Here is a 13,293-nt window from a genome sequence, read left to right as displayed (position 1 = left end):
ATGAACGACACGACGCAGCGGGCCCGGCACGCGGGGAGGAGCGTCCCCGCGGCATCGGGGGGCCGCGCCGCCTCCCGCGCCCGACCGAAGGCGGCGTACCGGCGATCGGGGCACTGGACGGCCTGGGCCTTCCTCCTGCCGCTGGTGGCCTACCTCGTCCTGTTCTACGCCTACCCCCTGTACCGCAACATCGAGCTGAGCCTGCGGGACTACACCGTCCGGTCGTTCGTCCACGGCGGGGCGCCGTTCACGGGCCTGGACAACTACATCGAGGTCGTGCGCGACGCGACGTTCTGGCCCGCGCTGTGGCACACCGTGGTCTTCACGCTGGTGTCGCTGCTGTTCCAGTTCTCCATCGGGCTGGCCCTGGCGGTGTTCTTCAACCGGCACTTCAAGCTCTCGGCGGTGCTGCGGGCCCTCTTCCTGGTGCCGTGGCTGCTGCCGCTGATCGTGTCGGCGTCCACCTGGACGCTGCTGCTGAACTCCGAGGCCGGCGCCGTCAACTGGCTGCTGGGCCTGGCCGGCATCGGGCCGGTTGACTGGCTGACCTCGCCGCACTGGTCGCTGGCCTCGGTGACGATCGCCAACATCTGGATCGGCATCCCGTTCAACCTGGTCATCCTGTACAGCGGGCTGCAGTCGGTCCCGGACGAGCTGTACGAGGCGGCGGCGCTGGACGGCGCGTCCGCGTGGCAGCGGTTCTGGCGGATCGCGTTCCCGCTGCTGCGCCCCGTCTCGGCGATCACGCTGATGCTCGGCCTCGTCTACACGCTGAAGGTCTTCGACCTCATCTGGATCATGACGCGGGGCGGGCCCGCGGACTCCTCCACGACGTTCGCCACGTGGTCCTACCACCTGGGCTTCGCCAACCCGCTGCCGTCCTTCGGCCCCGGCGCCGCCGTCGGCAACCTGCTGGTGCTGGCGGCCCTCGCGTTCGGCCTGCTCTACATCCGCTTCGAACGCCGGCAGCGGGAGGCCGCATGAAGGCGACCAGGTCCTGGTGGAAGACGGGGATCGCGCTGCTGCTGACCGCGGTAATGCTGTTCCCGGTCTACTGGATGCTCAACAACTCGCTCACCCGGGACGAGGACATGCGGCGGACCCCGCCGTCCTTCTTCCCCGCGCACCCCACCCTGGAGGGCTACCGCGCCGTCCTGGACCAGCAGCTTCCCTACCTCGCCACGAGCCTGGTCGTCGGGCTCGGCACCGTGCTGCTGACCGTGGCGGTCGCCGCGCCGGCGGGTTACGCCCTCGGCCTGCTGCGCCCCCGCGGCACCGGCGCGCTGAGCTTCCTGCTGCTCGCCGCCCAGATGATCCCCGGGATCATCATGGCGATGGGGTTCTACGCCATCTACCTGAACCTCGGCGTGCTGAACACGGTGCCCGGACTGATCCTCGCCGACTCCACGCTCGCCGTCCCGTTCGGCGTGCTGATCTTCACCGCCTTCATGGGCGGCATCCCCCGGGAGCTGCTGCAGGCGTCCCGGGTGGACGGCGCGGGGCCGTTCCGCACCTTCTGGTCCATCGTGCTGCCGATCAGCCGCAACAGCGTCGTCACCGTGTCGCTGTTCGCGTTCCTGTGGTCCTGGTCGGACTTCATCTTCGCCAGCACGCTGGACGGCGGCGGGCGCCACCGGCCGATCACCCTCGGCATCTACCACTACATCGGCAACAACAACCAGCAGTGGAACGCCATCATGGCCGCCGCGGTCGTGGCATCGATCCCGACCACGCTCATTCTGATCGGCGCCCAGCGCTACATCGCCGCGGGAGCCACAGCCGGCGCCGTCAAGGACTGACCCCTTCCCTCACCCGTCCCCTCCAGAAATGAGCTCCTGTCTCCATGACCGCCGGACCCGTTTTCTCCGTCCAGGACATCCCGTTCAGCATCTTCGGCTCCTGGCTCGCCCTTTCTCCCGTCACCGCGCTGGCCACCCATGCCGAAGACCTTCACCTGGTCTCCCACCAGGGCGGACTGAACCCGGTGCTGCGCCTCACCCCGCTCGCGGGCGGCGCCCGGGCGGCCGCGACGATCACCGCCACGCCCGGCCGGCTGGCCTGGACGCACCCGTCCGGGCGGATCGAGGCGGCCTTCGAGTCGCCCGACACCGTGCGGCTCCGCGGCTCCGGCCTGGCGCTGCGGCTGGACGCCGCGATCGCCGAGCTGACCCCGTTCACCGGGACCTACTTCTACGACGTCGCCGGCGTCCACGTGTTCACGTCCTACGAGACCGGGCGCCGCTACCGCGTGACCGTGATCGCCGGTGAGGCCGCCGCGCACGGCGCCCAGGCCCTCCAGACCGCCGAACGCGGCCTGACGCTCGGCGGCGGCGACTGGGAGGCGGTGATCGAGGAGTACGGCACCGCCCGCGCGCCGTACTCCCCGTCGGTGCCGTTCGACGCCGTCGCCGACGCGTCGCTGAAGTCCTTCCTGCGCTTCGCGGACGCGATCGCCCCCTGGCGCGGCCCGGACACCCCGGCCGCCGAACTGGCCGCCTACGTCCTGTGGTCGGCCACCGTCCGGCCCGCCGGGTTTCTGGGACGTCCCAGCGTGCTGATGTCCAAGCACTGGATGAACAAGGTGTGGAGCTGGGACCACTGCTTCAACGCGCTCGCGCTGGCCGCGGGCGACCCGGCGCTGGCCTGGGACCAGTACCAGATCCTTTTCGACCACCAGGAGTCCTCCGGGGCCCTGCCCGACTCGGTGACGCACTCGGAGGTCCTGTTCAACTACGTCAAGCCGCCGATCCACGGCTGGGCGTTCGGCCTCCTGCGCCGCCATCTGCGATTGGAGCGTTCCGAACTGGAGCGGGTGCACGGCCAGCTCGAAGCGTGGACCCGTTTCTGGCTCACCGCGCGCCGCGCCCCCGGCAGCCCGCTTCCGCACTACGAGCACGGCAACGACAGCGGCTGGGACAACGCCACGGCCTTCGATCCCGAGCGGGTCGTGGAGACCGCCGATCTCAGCGCGTTCCTGATCCTGCAGATGCGCGAGCTGTCCCGGCTCGGCGCCGAACTGGGCCGTCCCGGCGCACGGCACTGGGCCGACACCGCCGACGAGCTGCAGGCCGAGCTGTTCGCCCGCCTCTGGCAGGACGACCGCTTCGCCGCCCGCGGCGTCGCCACCGGGAACACCTGGCACACCGACGGGCTGCTCGACCTGATGCCGATCGTCCTCGGCGCCGACCTGCCCCCGTCCGCGGTGACCGCGCTGACCGGGCGGATCACCGCGCACCTGACCGAGTTCGGCCTGGCCACCGAGCTGCCGGCGTCGCCGCACTACCGTCCCGACGGCTACTGGCGCGGCCCCATATGGGCGCCGGCGACGATCCTGATCGAGGACGGCCTGCGCCGGGCCGGGCAGACCGCCCTCGCCGACGAGATCAGCGCCCGCTTCCGCGCCCTGTGCGAACGGTCGGGCTTCGCGGAGAACTTCGACGCGCTCACCGGGGCGGGCCTGCGGGACCGCGCCTACACCTGGACGGCCAGCGCCTACCTCCTGCTCGCCGCCGCCCACGAGGCCCGCCGCGCCCCCGGACGCGCACTGGGCGCCGAACTGCCCTAGCGGTCAGGCGGTGAAGTCGCCGTGCAACACGTCGTGGGTCTCCAAGCTCCGGCGGTACTCACCCGCCAGACCACGGGCAAACTACACAAACGCCTACTCGGCGAGTCCAAGGGCGGCCGTGCAGCAGGCCACCGGCGTCAATGCGTTCCCCCGGCGACTCCCGGCCGAGCGACTCCACCTCGGCCGGGCCGGGCAGCGGACCGCCGCCGTGAGGGATGAAGCGTCCCTCGTCGCGCCGCTTCACGGCGTCACGCTGGGGCGCCGAGCGGCGGGTGCTCGAGCACCCGGGGCTTGTACTCGACCAGCTGGATGCGGCCGTCGAAGGTGCGGTGCTCGATCATCTCCAGGGCGACGTCCGGATAGCCGTCGTAGATGCGTTCTGCGCCCGTGGCCCCGGTGATCACCGGGAACATCACGACCCGGAAGCGGTCGACGAGCCCGGCCCGCAGCAGGGACCGGCACAGGCTCAGGCTGCCGATCGTGCTGAGGAGCCCCGAGCCGTTCGACTTCATGGCGCGGACGACCTCGACGGCGTCGTCGCGGACGAGCGTGGAGTTGGCCCACGTCAGTGGCTCCTCGAGTGAGGAGGAGAACACCACCTTGGACGCTCGCGTGAGCTCGTCGACGGACGCCTCTTCTTCGGGCCTGAACTCGTCTTGGCCAGCGGGGACCTCGCCGGCGGCGAAGCCCGACATCAGGCGGTAGGTGTTGGCTCCCATCAGGTACGTGACCTCGGGCTGCTCGCCGAGCCATGCGAGGTACTCCGGTCCCTCAAGGCCCCAGAACCCGGGCCACCCCTCTCCCGATGCGTAGCCGTCGAGGGAGGTGATGAAGTCCACGAGAAGCTCCGACATGGCGGTGTCCTTTCCTAGGTGTCACCAGGCTGACCGGCCCGGAGCCACAAACTCATCGGCCGATCTATCGGCTCGGCATCGACCGAGATCGTTGCGGCCTTGCCGCTAGGGACGGTTTGCAGCACCGTGTCGTGGGCGGCGAGGGCGTTGAGCGCGGCAGGGGCCTGGTCATGCGGGCGCATGTTGCGCTTCAGCTCCCTTGAGACCGTTGAGGGAGCGCGGCTCAGCCGGCGGGCGACGGGGGGAGGGATCCCACAACGGGATCGCGCGCCGGGCTGCGGTGTACCCCCTACCGGATTCGAACCGGCGCTACCGCCTTGAAAGGGCGGCGTCCTAGGCCGCTAGACGAAGGGGGCCCGGGTGGTGGCGGGTGCGGTCGCCACTCGACCTCGCCAGTCTAGAGGACGTGGCGGGGCGGCGTGCAAACGGTTACCCGGTGCGGGTGGGGGACGGGAGGCGGGCGCCGGGGGCGCTCTCGGTGGGGGACGGGCTGCGGGACGGCCAGTCCGAGGGGAACTCGGACGGGAACGGGGAGGTCGGGGAGGCGGGTGGGGAGGAGGCCGGGGGCGTCGGGTTGATGGTGCGGTCGGGGTCGGGTTCCAGGTGGCGTTCGATCTGGGCGGAGGTCAAGCCGAGGCCGCCGAGGCGCAGGTCGTCCCAGCCCTGGAGGCGGTGGGTGGCGCGGCTGAAGTAGAGGACGGAAAGCTCGATCGGGGTGGGCTCCTCGTGTTCGAGGCCGCGGAGGCCGGCGCCGCCGGTGGAGCCCTGGATGAAGAGGCGGGTGCCGGTGGGGAGGAGCTTGGTGGAGCGGGAGTGGGTGTGGCCCGCGAGGATCAGGGGCGTGATGCCGGAGAACGCCTCGCCCTCGGTGGGGTCGTGGGTGACGACGATGTCGGGGGTGGTGCCGGAGGCGCGGAGCTTGGAGGCGTAGCGGAGGCCCTCGGCGCGGAGCTGGTCGGCGCCGACGAAGTCGTCGCGGGTGCTCTTGTCGGGGGTGAAGCGGGGGTCCCCGACTCCGTAGATGCGCAGGCCCTTGACCTCGCGGGTGTCGTCGTCCAGGACGATGGCGTTCTTCTCCCGGCCGACGGCCTTCTGGGTCTCCTTGGAGTCGTGGTTGCCGCGGACGTAGACGTAGGGGACCTTCAGGTCGGAGATGGCGTCGGCGAACTTGTCCTCCGGTTTGCTGCCGTGGTCCATGAGGTCGCCGCTGTCGATGATGAGGTCGACCTTGAACTGGGTGGAGACGGACTTGATGACGTTCCACGCGGCGGGGTTCAGGTGGATGTCGGAGACGTCCAGGACGCGGATGGTGGACGGGTCCGGCTCGTAGGTCGGCAGGGTCGAGGTGGTGGTGTAGAGCTCGGAGACGTTGCCGACGAGGCGGGCGAGCTGGGCGCGGTAGGCGGAGAAGCGCTCGACGATGCTGCGGGCGTCGCCGACGATCTGGGGGGCGTTGGCGAGCAGGCCGGTGTAGCGGGGTTCGGCGATGGACTGGGGGTTGAACGTCGCCCAGGTCAGCAGGGTGACGGCCACGAGGCCGGCGGCGGCGGAGCCAAGGCCGAGGAGGGCGCGGCGCCAGGAGCGGAAGAGGATGAGGGACGCGGCGAAGCTCGCGGCGAGCGCGATCAGGACGGCGCGCACGAGCAGCTCGATGAGGCCGTGCCGGATCTGGCCGGCGATCCGGTCGGTGAGGCGGTCGATCTCGGTGTCGTCCTCGATGAGCTTCTTGGCCTGGTCGGGGCGCAGGTCGGTGAGCCGGGCCTCCAGGGTGACCGGGCCCTCGTGGGTGTCGAGGCGGAGGGAGCCGAGGGGAGGCAGCTTCAGGGTCGTCCCGCCGTGCAGGGACGGCTGGAGGGTGAGCTGGACGTCGGTGGGGCCGACCGGGGTGACGTAGCGGCCGCCGGCGATGAGGCCGAGGTAGCCGCCGGCCAGGCCGATGACGATGACGAGTCCGAGGCGCGTCCAGCGGTGGGCCAGGAACGGTGAGACGCGCCGGGCGACGGGGGAGCCGAACCGGTGGACGCGGTCGGCGGTGACGGCGCCGAACGCGCGGAGTGCTGCGATGGCCTTGGTCAACGCGGCGCGGACCTTGGGCACGTGTTCCCCTTCTATCGAGCAGAATCGATGGCGTGATGGAGTTGTCGCGCGATGAGTTCGAGGACCTCGTGGCCGAGGCCCTCGACACCATCCCACCCGAGTTGACCGCCCACATGCGCAACGTCGTCATCGTCGTGGAGGACGACGCGCCCGAGCGCGGCCTGCTCGGCCTGTACCAAGGGGTACCCCTCACCGAGCGGGGCGACTGGTACGGAGGCGTCCTGCCCGATCACATTTCGATCTACCGCAACGAGATTCTCCGGATTTGCGACACACGAGAGGACGTAGTGGAAGAAGTCCGGATAACGGTGGTGCACGAGATCGCCCACCACTTCGGGATCGACGACGGGAAGTTGCACGAACTCGGATACTGACGCAAAGAATTGTGCACTGTAGGTCACGTAACTGCCACGCAGCGTGAGTTAATAGGGGAGGGCGCCCGTACCGGGCGGGCTGAACTGGAGCGTGCGTGGCGGGAAGGCAGACCGGCCGGCATCGTCGTCCGCCGGAGGAGCAGGCGACCTACCGCGAGGTGTTCGCGGTCGGGGAGTTCCGTGCCCTCTGGCTGGCGCAGGCGCTGTCGTACATCGGGGACCAGCTGGCGCAGGTCGCGCTGGCCGTGCTCGTGTACGACCACACGCGGTCGACGCTGCTCACGGCGCTGATCTACGCGCTGACCTACCTGCCGCCGATCCTCGGCGGGCCCGTGCTGTCCGGGCTGGCCGACCTGTTCCCGCGCCGCACGGTGATGGTCGTCTGCGACGTGCTGCGGGCCGCGCTGGTCGCCGTGATGGCGCTGGTGGTGATGCCGGTCGGGGTGCTGTCGGCGCTGGTGTTCCTCGTCGTCCTGCTGGGGACGCCGTTCTCCGCCGCGCGCGCCGCAGTCATGCCGGACGTCCTGGAGGGCGACAGATATGTGGCGGGCTCGGCGATCGCCAACATCACCCACCAGGTCACGCAGGTGCTCGGCTTCCTGGCGGGCGGCGCGGTCGTCGCGATCGTCGGGACGTACGAGACCCTCGCCCTGGACGCGCTGACGTTCGGCGCGTCCGCCGTCATCCTGATCGGCGGGCTGCGGCGGCGGGCCGCCCCGCGCCGCGGGGAGCGCGAGTCGCTGCGCCTGCTGCGCGGGACGCGGGACGGCGCCCGCCTCGTGTTCGGCGACCCGGCGCTGCGGTCGCTGGTGCTGTTCGCGTGGCTGTGCGCGTTCTACGTGATCCCCGAGGGGCTGGCCGTGCCGTACGCGGCGACGTTCGGCGGCGGCGCGGTGACCGCCGGGCTGCTGCTCGCGGCGATGCCGACCGGGATGGTGGTCGGCTCGCTGCTGTTCAGCCGGTTCGTCCGCCCGGCGAACCGGCTGCACGCGATGGGATGGATGTCGATGCTGGCCTGCCTGCCGCTGGTCGGCGCCGGCGTCCACCCGCCGCTGTGGTGGGTGGTCGGGCTGTGGGCGCTGTCGGGCGTCGGCAGCGCCTACCAGCTGGTGGCGAACACCGCGTTCGTGGCCGCGGTCCCCGCGTCGGGGCGCGGGCAGGCGTTCGGGCTCGCCCAGTCGGGCATCCTCGCCGGCCAGGGCGTCGGCATCCTGGTCGGCGGCGCGGCGGCGCAGGTGCTCGGGCCGGAGACGGTGGTGGCGCTCGCGGGCGTCCTCGGTCTGTCGTGCGCGGCGATGCTGACGCTCGGCTGGAACCAGGTCCGCGGCGGCGTCATCGCCGGCAAGCGCGCGGGCCCGGTCGCCGCGGCCCCGCCGCCCGGCCGGGGCGAGGGCGAGATGTCCGGTGCGGGCCGGGCGGGTTAGGCGCCGGCGCGCTCCTTCTTGAGCGACTCCTTCGTCTTCTTCACGGCGTCCTTGACGCTCGGGGACTCGCTCACGTTCTTCATGAAGTCCTCGGCGATGGAGGTCGCGGCGCCCTCCTCCGGGATCAGCGCCCACCCGATCAGGTAGAGGCCGACGCCGGCGCCGCCGAAGAGGTTGAAGACGACCAGGCCGATCCGGACGATGTTGACGTCGATGCCGAGGAACTCGGCGGCGCCCGCGCACACGCCGGCGAGCATCCGGTTGTCGCGGGGCCGCCGGAGCTTCTTGGCGGCGGTGTCGTCGGTCTGCGCGGTGGTGTCGGTCTGGGCGGTGTTGTCGGTGCTGTTCTGGGCGGTGTCCTTGTTCATGTCCATGCCTCGATCATGCCCAGCGGGCGGCGGATAGGACATCGGGATTCGCCCTGATTCACCCCTGAGTCCACCCCTGGCCGCCCGGGGCGCCGTCCCCGACGTACCCTCGTGGGCGGACGGCCCCGGAACGGAGGAGACCAGCATGGACGTGCTGCGCGTGGACGACCGGCTCACGGACGAGGAGCGGATGGTCCGCGACACCGTGCGCGCCTTCGTGGCGGAGAAGGTCGCCCCCCACCTGGCCGGATGGTTCGAGGACGGGACGTTCCCCGCCCGGGAGCTGGCCCCGCGGCTGGGCGAGCTCGGCCTGCTCGGGATGCACCTGCGGGGCTACGGCTGCGCCGGGACGAGCGCCGTCGCGTACGGGGTGGCGTGCCGGGAGCTGGAGGCGGCCGACTCGGGGCTGCGCAGCTTCGTGTCCGTCCAGGGGTCCCTGGCGATGGCGGCGATCCACAAGTACGGGTCGGAGGAGCAGAAGAACGAATGGCTGCCGCGGATGGCGGCCGGGGAGGCGATCGGCTGCTTCGGGCTGACCGAGCCCGACCGCGGCTCCGACCCGGGCGACATGCTGACCCGCGCCCGCCGCGACGGCGCGGACTGGGTGCTGAACGGCACCAAGATGTGGATCACGAACGGGTCGATCGCGGACGTCGCGGTCGTCTGGGCGCAGACCGGCGACGGGATCCGCGGGTTCCTCGTCCCCAAGGGCACGCCCGGGTTCACCAGCAGCGACATCCACCAGAAGCTGTCGCTGCGCGCGTCCGTCACCTCCGAGCTCGTCCTGGACGACGTGCGGCTCCCCGAATCGGCGATGCTCCCGAACGTGAAGGGCCTGAGGGGGCCGCTCGGCTGCCTCTCGGAGGCCCGCTACGGCATCCTGTGGGGCGCCGTCGGGGCCGGGCGGTCGTGCTACGAGGCGGCCGTCGACTACGCCAAGACCCGCGAGCAGTTCGGCAGGCCCATCGGGTCGTTCCAGCTCACGCAGGAGAAGCTCGCCTGGATGGAGGTCGCCCTCGGGCAGGCCGGGCTCGTCGCCCTGCACATCGGCCGCCTCAAGGACGAGGGCGAGGTCACACCGCAGCAGGTGTCGTTCGGCAAGCTCGCGAACGTCCGCGCGGCCTTGGACGTCGCCCGCCAGGCCCGCACGGTCCTCGGCGCGAACGGGATCACGCTCGAATACCCGGTGATCAGGCACATGAACAACCTGGAGAGCGTCCTCACCTACGAGGGCACGCAGGAAGTGCATCTGCTCACCCTCGGGAAGGCCGTCACCGGCCTCGACGCGTTCCGTTAAGGAGCGGTCGACCTTTCCGCGTAGTGTTATTGCCTGGACGTTGCGCCATCGACCTGGGCAGACTCACCGGGTCAAGCGATCTACCAGAGGGAGCGGCATGAGAGTCGGCATCGTCGGGGCCACCGGACAGGTCGGGGCCAAGATGCTCGAAATCCTGGCCGAGCGCGGATTCCCGGTCGACGAGCTGCGGCTGTTCGCCTCGGCGCGCTCGGCGGGGCGCAGGCTCCCGTGGGACGGCACCGAGATCACCGTCGAGGACGCGGAGACCGCCGACTACGCCGGCCTCGACATCGTGCTGTTCTCCGCGGGGAAGACCACGTCCCGGGCCCTGGCGCCGAAGGTCGCCGCCGCGGGCGCGGTCGTGGTCGACAACTCCTCCGGCTGGCGGATGGACCCGGACGTCCCGCTCGTCGTCGCCGAGGTCAACCCGCACGCCGCGCGGAACCGCCCCAAGGGCATCATCGCGAACCCGAACTGCACCACGATGGCCGCGATGCCGGTGCTGCGCCCGCTGCACGAGGAGGCCGGGCTGACCGCCCTCGTCGTGTCCACCTACCAGGCCGTGTCGGGCAGCGGCCTCGCGGGCGTCGCCGAGCTGCACGACCAGGCGTCCAAGACCGTCCAGAACGCCGACCGGCTCACCCACTCCGGCGCCGCCGTGGACTTCCCCGAGCCGTCGGTGTACGTGCGGCCGATCGCGTTCAACGTGCTGCCGATGGCGGGCTCGATCGTGGACGACGGCCTCGCCGAGACCGACGAGGAGCAGAAGCTCCGCAACGAGAGCCGCAAGATCCTGGGGATCCCGGAGCTGAAGGTGTCGGGGACCTGCGTCCGCGTCCCGGTCTTCACCGGCCACTCGCTGCAGGTCAACGCCCGGTTCGAGCGCCCGATCAGCCCGGAGCGCGCGAGCGAGCTGCTCGCCGGCGCGCCCGGCGTCGTCCTGTCGGACGTCCCGACCCCGCTGCAGGCCGCCGGCCAGGACCCCACCTACGTGGGCCGCATCCGCCGGGACGAGACCGTGGAGAACGGCCTCGCCCTGTTCTGCTCGGGCGACAACCTGCGCAAGGGCGCCGCCCTGAACACCGTCCAGATCGCCGAGCTCGTCGCCGCCGAGTGACGACCTAGCGAGCGCGCCCTCCTCGGACCTCCAGCGTTTCGAGGAGGGCCGCCGTGCTGTGCGCGATCTCCTCCACGGCCCGCTCGAACGCCTCCGCGTTGTGGGCCGCGGGCGCCCGGAACCCGGAGATCTTCCGGACGTATTGGAGCGCCGCCGCCCGGACGTCCTCGTCGGTGACGTCCTCCGCATAGGGCGGCCGGAGCGTCTTGATGCTTCGACACATGCTCCCATTGTGACCCTGAGGTCGGACGTTTCGCGGGGTGCCCGGCCACCGCCGCGCCCACGCGACACCCCTGGGCGCCGCGATCGCGTCCGAAAGGGGGAGGGAACCGCCGCAGACACAGTTGGGCCCCCGGGCCCTCGTGTCCTGGGAACTGTAGACACGAGCGCCCGGGGGTCCGGCGGGGGGCGGGGACCCCGGTGGCGGGTCGCACGGCTCGGGCCGAGATTCGTGCCGTGCGCCCGCCGGTGATCAGCCCTGGGGGTGGAGGGCGGGCTGTTCAGCAGTGCACCGCGCGGGCCTGCCGGGTGTCAACGAATCCATCCGGCACTGGATTTTCAATTGTGTGAACGGGCTCGTGGAAAACACTGAAACCGGCCTTTGAGCTGCGCCTACGTGGTGATCTTGAGGTCGTCCAGGCCGGCTTCGACGAGGCTGGCGGAGCCCGCGTCGGCGGCCTCCACCAGGATGCGGACGGTCTGCCCGGCGTAGCCGGAGACGTCCGCGGTCTGCGTCTGCCAGGACCCGGCGCGGTTCGTCGCCGCGCCCGTCTGGTTCAGCACGGTCGTGGACCCGTTCGGCCCCACGACCCGCACCCGGAGGTAGTCGGCGGACGAGCTGTTGTTCAGGTGGGCGAAGAACCAGGAGAACGACAGCGTTCTCGCCCCCGCCGGGAGCGCGATCGCCGGTGACCGGATGCTGCTGGCGCCGCCGTCGAGGTCGTACGTCCCGGCGTCGGTCCCGGCCGCCGCGCCGGTCACCAGGGCGCCGCTGCCGCCGGCGGCGGCGAGCTGCAGGCTGATGCCGGACCAGCTCGTCGGCTGCGGGGTGCCGCGCTCCCAGGCGCCCGCGGTGGCGGTGTCGGAGCCGTCAGGGTCGGCCGTCCAGCCGGTGGCCGTCTCGAAGTCGTCGGAGTGGACGGTGTCGCCGGGCGGCTGCTGCGTCCCGCCGTCGCCGCCGAGCGTCCAGACGGCGTGCGCGATGGCGTCGGCGTTGCGGTCCAGCGCGGTGTCGTCGATGTTGGACGTGGTGTCGCACGACGAGTGGTAGCAGCGGTCGAACGCGACGCCCGCCTGGCCGCCCCACAGCTGCGCCTGCTGGGACGTCTTGCGTCCCTCGGCGCCGGTGAACAGCCCGCCGGCGGGTATCCCGGCGCGGATGAACGGGCGGTAGTCGGAGCGCCCGTCGAACGCCGTGTCCTGGACGGGCACGCCGATCGACGAGAAGTACGACCGGAGCACCCGCTCGATCTCGGCGGACCCGGCCGGGCCGCCGCTGCCGGACGACCCGTCGCCGTCGTAGGCGAAGTAGCCCGCGTTGGGGGAGCCGACCATGTCGAAGTTCAGATAGCCGGTGATCTTCGACCGTTCGCTCGGCGGCAGGTTGTCGACGTAGTACGTCGACCCGACGAGGCCGAGCTCCTCGGCGCCCCACCACGCGAAGCGGAGGTGGCGGTCGGGCCGGTGGCCCTCGCGTGCGACGGCGAGCGCGGTCTCCAGGACCGCCGCCGTGCCCGAGCCGTTGTCGTTGACGCCGGGCCCGGCCGTGACGCTGTCGAGGTGCGCGCCGGTCATCAGGACGTCGTTCGAGTCGCCGCCCGGCCAGTCGGCGATCAGGTTGTAGCCGGTCGCGCCGCTGCGCGAGAACGACTGGACGCTGGTCTGGTAGCCGGCCGCGTCCAGCCTGCCCTTCACGTAGTCGAGCGAGGCGCGGAAGCCGGGGCGGCCGTGGGCCCGGTTGCCGCCGTTGGCGTTCGCGATGCCCTGCAGCTGCGACAGGTGGGCCTTGACGTTGGCGAGCGGGATGTCGGGGGCGGCGGCCGCGGCGGGCGCCGCCGAGGCCGGGAGGGGCAGGAGGGCGGACACGGTCAGGGCCGCCGCCCCGAGCACCGCCATGGTGCGCGATCTCATCGATCCTCCGAGTCGGGGGAGGGAACGGCCCGTGACGAGGGAGCGGGCCCCGTCACGGGCCGCGTGC

The 13,293-nt window shown here is 71.6% G+C and carries 13 protein-coding genes and 1 tRNA gene; 7 read left to right on the top strand and 7 right to left on the bottom strand.

Features of this window, described 5'->3' with window-relative positions; all coding sequences use genetic code 11:
* The 3 genes from ABTW95_RS06890 to ABTW95_RS06880 are packed head-to-tail and all read left to right on the top strand — an operon-like array spanning position 1 to position 3,565.
* Positions 1–984 carry a carbohydrate ABC transporter permease gene (locus ABTW95_RS06890; protein ID WP_500225342.1) on the top strand — a complete coding sequence of 328 codons (984 nt, stop codon included), beginning with the start codon at positions 1–3 and terminating at the stop codon, positions 982–984.
* Complete coding sequence (locus tag ABTW95_RS06885) at positions 981–1,799, top strand: carbohydrate ABC transporter permease (protein ID WP_396450692.1); 819 nt, start codon at positions 981–983, stop codon at positions 1,797–1,799. Before ABTW95_RS06890 ends, ABTW95_RS06885 begins: the two co-directional genes overlap by 4 nt.
* Positions 1,800–1,843: 44 nt before the next feature.
* The gene (locus ABTW95_RS06880) at positions 1,844–3,565 is read left to right on the top strand and encodes an amylo-alpha-1,6-glucosidase (protein WP_500225337.1); all 1,722 of its coding nucleotides are present in this window, start codon (positions 1,844–1,846) and stop codon (positions 3,563–3,565) included.
* A 248-nt stretch (positions 3,566–3,813) separates the two neighbouring features.
* Here ABTW95_RS06880 and ABTW95_RS06875 read toward each other — a convergent pair whose 3' ends face one another.
* The 4 genes from ABTW95_RS06875 to ABTW95_RS06860 form a co-directional block, all read right to left on the bottom strand.
* Complete coding sequence (locus ABTW95_RS06875; protein ID WP_396450688.1) at positions 3,814–4,419, bottom strand: dihydrofolate reductase family protein; 606 nt, start codon at positions 4,417–4,419, stop codon at positions 3,814–3,816.
* 14 nt (positions 4,420–4,433) lie between these two features.
* Entirely contained in the window at positions 4,434–4,670 is a 237-nt protein-coding gene (locus ABTW95_RS06870) for a helix-turn-helix domain-containing protein (protein WP_500225445.1), read from the bottom strand.
* A gap of 32 nt (positions 4,671–4,702) precedes the next feature.
* Positions 4,703–4,775: transfer RNA gene (locus tag ABTW95_RS06865), tRNA-Glu, on the bottom strand.
* Between the two features lie 73 nt (positions 4,776–4,848).
* Positions 4,849–6,516, bottom strand: coding sequence for a metallophosphoesterase family protein (locus tag ABTW95_RS06860; RefSeq protein WP_396454184.1), 1,668 nt, complete (start codon positions 6,514–6,516; stop codon positions 4,849–4,851).
* Between the two features lie 32 nt (positions 6,517–6,548).
* Between ABTW95_RS06860 and ABTW95_RS06855 the strand changes: the two genes are divergently transcribed.
* Entirely contained in the window at positions 6,549–6,890 is a 342-nt protein-coding gene (locus ABTW95_RS06855) for a metallopeptidase family protein (protein ID WP_500225333.1), read from the top strand.
* Positions 6,891–6,985: 95 nt separating this feature from the next.
* Positions 6,986–8,314, top strand: coding sequence for an MFS transporter (locus tag ABTW95_RS06850; RefSeq protein WP_500225330.1), 1,329 nt, complete (start codon positions 6,986–6,988; stop codon positions 8,312–8,314).
* On the opposite strand, the gene ABTW95_RS06845 is transcribed toward ABTW95_RS06850, so the two are convergent.
* A complete protein-coding gene (locus ABTW95_RS06845) occupies positions 8,311–8,688 on the bottom strand; it encodes a PspC domain-containing protein (RefSeq protein WP_500225329.1) in 378 nt (125 codons plus the stop codon). The two genes, ABTW95_RS06850 and ABTW95_RS06845, sit on opposite strands and share 4 nt — an antisense overlap.
* A 139-nt stretch (positions 8,689–8,827) precedes the next feature.
* On the opposite strand from ABTW95_RS06845, the gene ABTW95_RS06840 reads away from it, so the two are divergent.
* Both ABTW95_RS06840 and ABTW95_RS06835 read left to right on the top strand, forming a co-directional pair.
* Positions 8,828–9,979 (top strand): acyl-CoA dehydrogenase family protein, encoded by a 1,152-nt coding sequence (locus ABTW95_RS06840; RefSeq protein WP_396446831.1) that lies wholly within the window; start codon positions 8,828–8,830, stop codon positions 9,977–9,979.
* Between the two features lie 97 nt (positions 9,980–10,076).
* Positions 10,077–11,096 carry an aspartate-semialdehyde dehydrogenase gene (locus ABTW95_RS06835; protein WP_500225327.1) on the top strand — a complete coding sequence of 340 codons (1,020 nt, stop codon included), beginning with the start codon at positions 10,077–10,079 and terminating at the stop codon, positions 11,094–11,096.
* A gap of 4 nt (positions 11,097–11,100) precedes the next feature.
* On the opposite strand, the gene ABTW95_RS06830 is transcribed toward ABTW95_RS06835, so the two are convergent.
* Together ABTW95_RS06830 and ABTW95_RS06825 are read right to left on the bottom strand one after the other, a co-directional pair.
* Positions 11,101–11,319 carry a DUF2277 domain-containing protein gene (locus ABTW95_RS06830; RefSeq protein WP_396446829.1) on the bottom strand — a complete coding sequence of 73 codons (219 nt, stop codon included), beginning with the start codon at positions 11,317–11,319 and terminating at the stop codon, positions 11,101–11,103.
* A 389-nt stretch (positions 11,320–11,708) separates the two neighbouring features.
* A complete protein-coding gene (locus tag ABTW95_RS06825; RefSeq protein WP_500225324.1) occupies positions 11,709–13,226 on the bottom strand; it encodes a M28 family peptidase in 1,518 nt (505 codons plus the stop codon).
* Positions 13,227–13,293 lie beyond the last annotated feature (67 nt).

Origin of the sequence: Spirillospora sp. NPDC127506 (genome assembly GCF_040302145.1) — a bacterium.
Taxonomy (GTDB): domain Bacteria; phylum Actinomycetota; class Actinomycetes; order Streptosporangiales; family Streptosporangiaceae; genus Spirillospora.
This window is presented reverse-complemented; position numbering and strand designations above follow the sequence as displayed.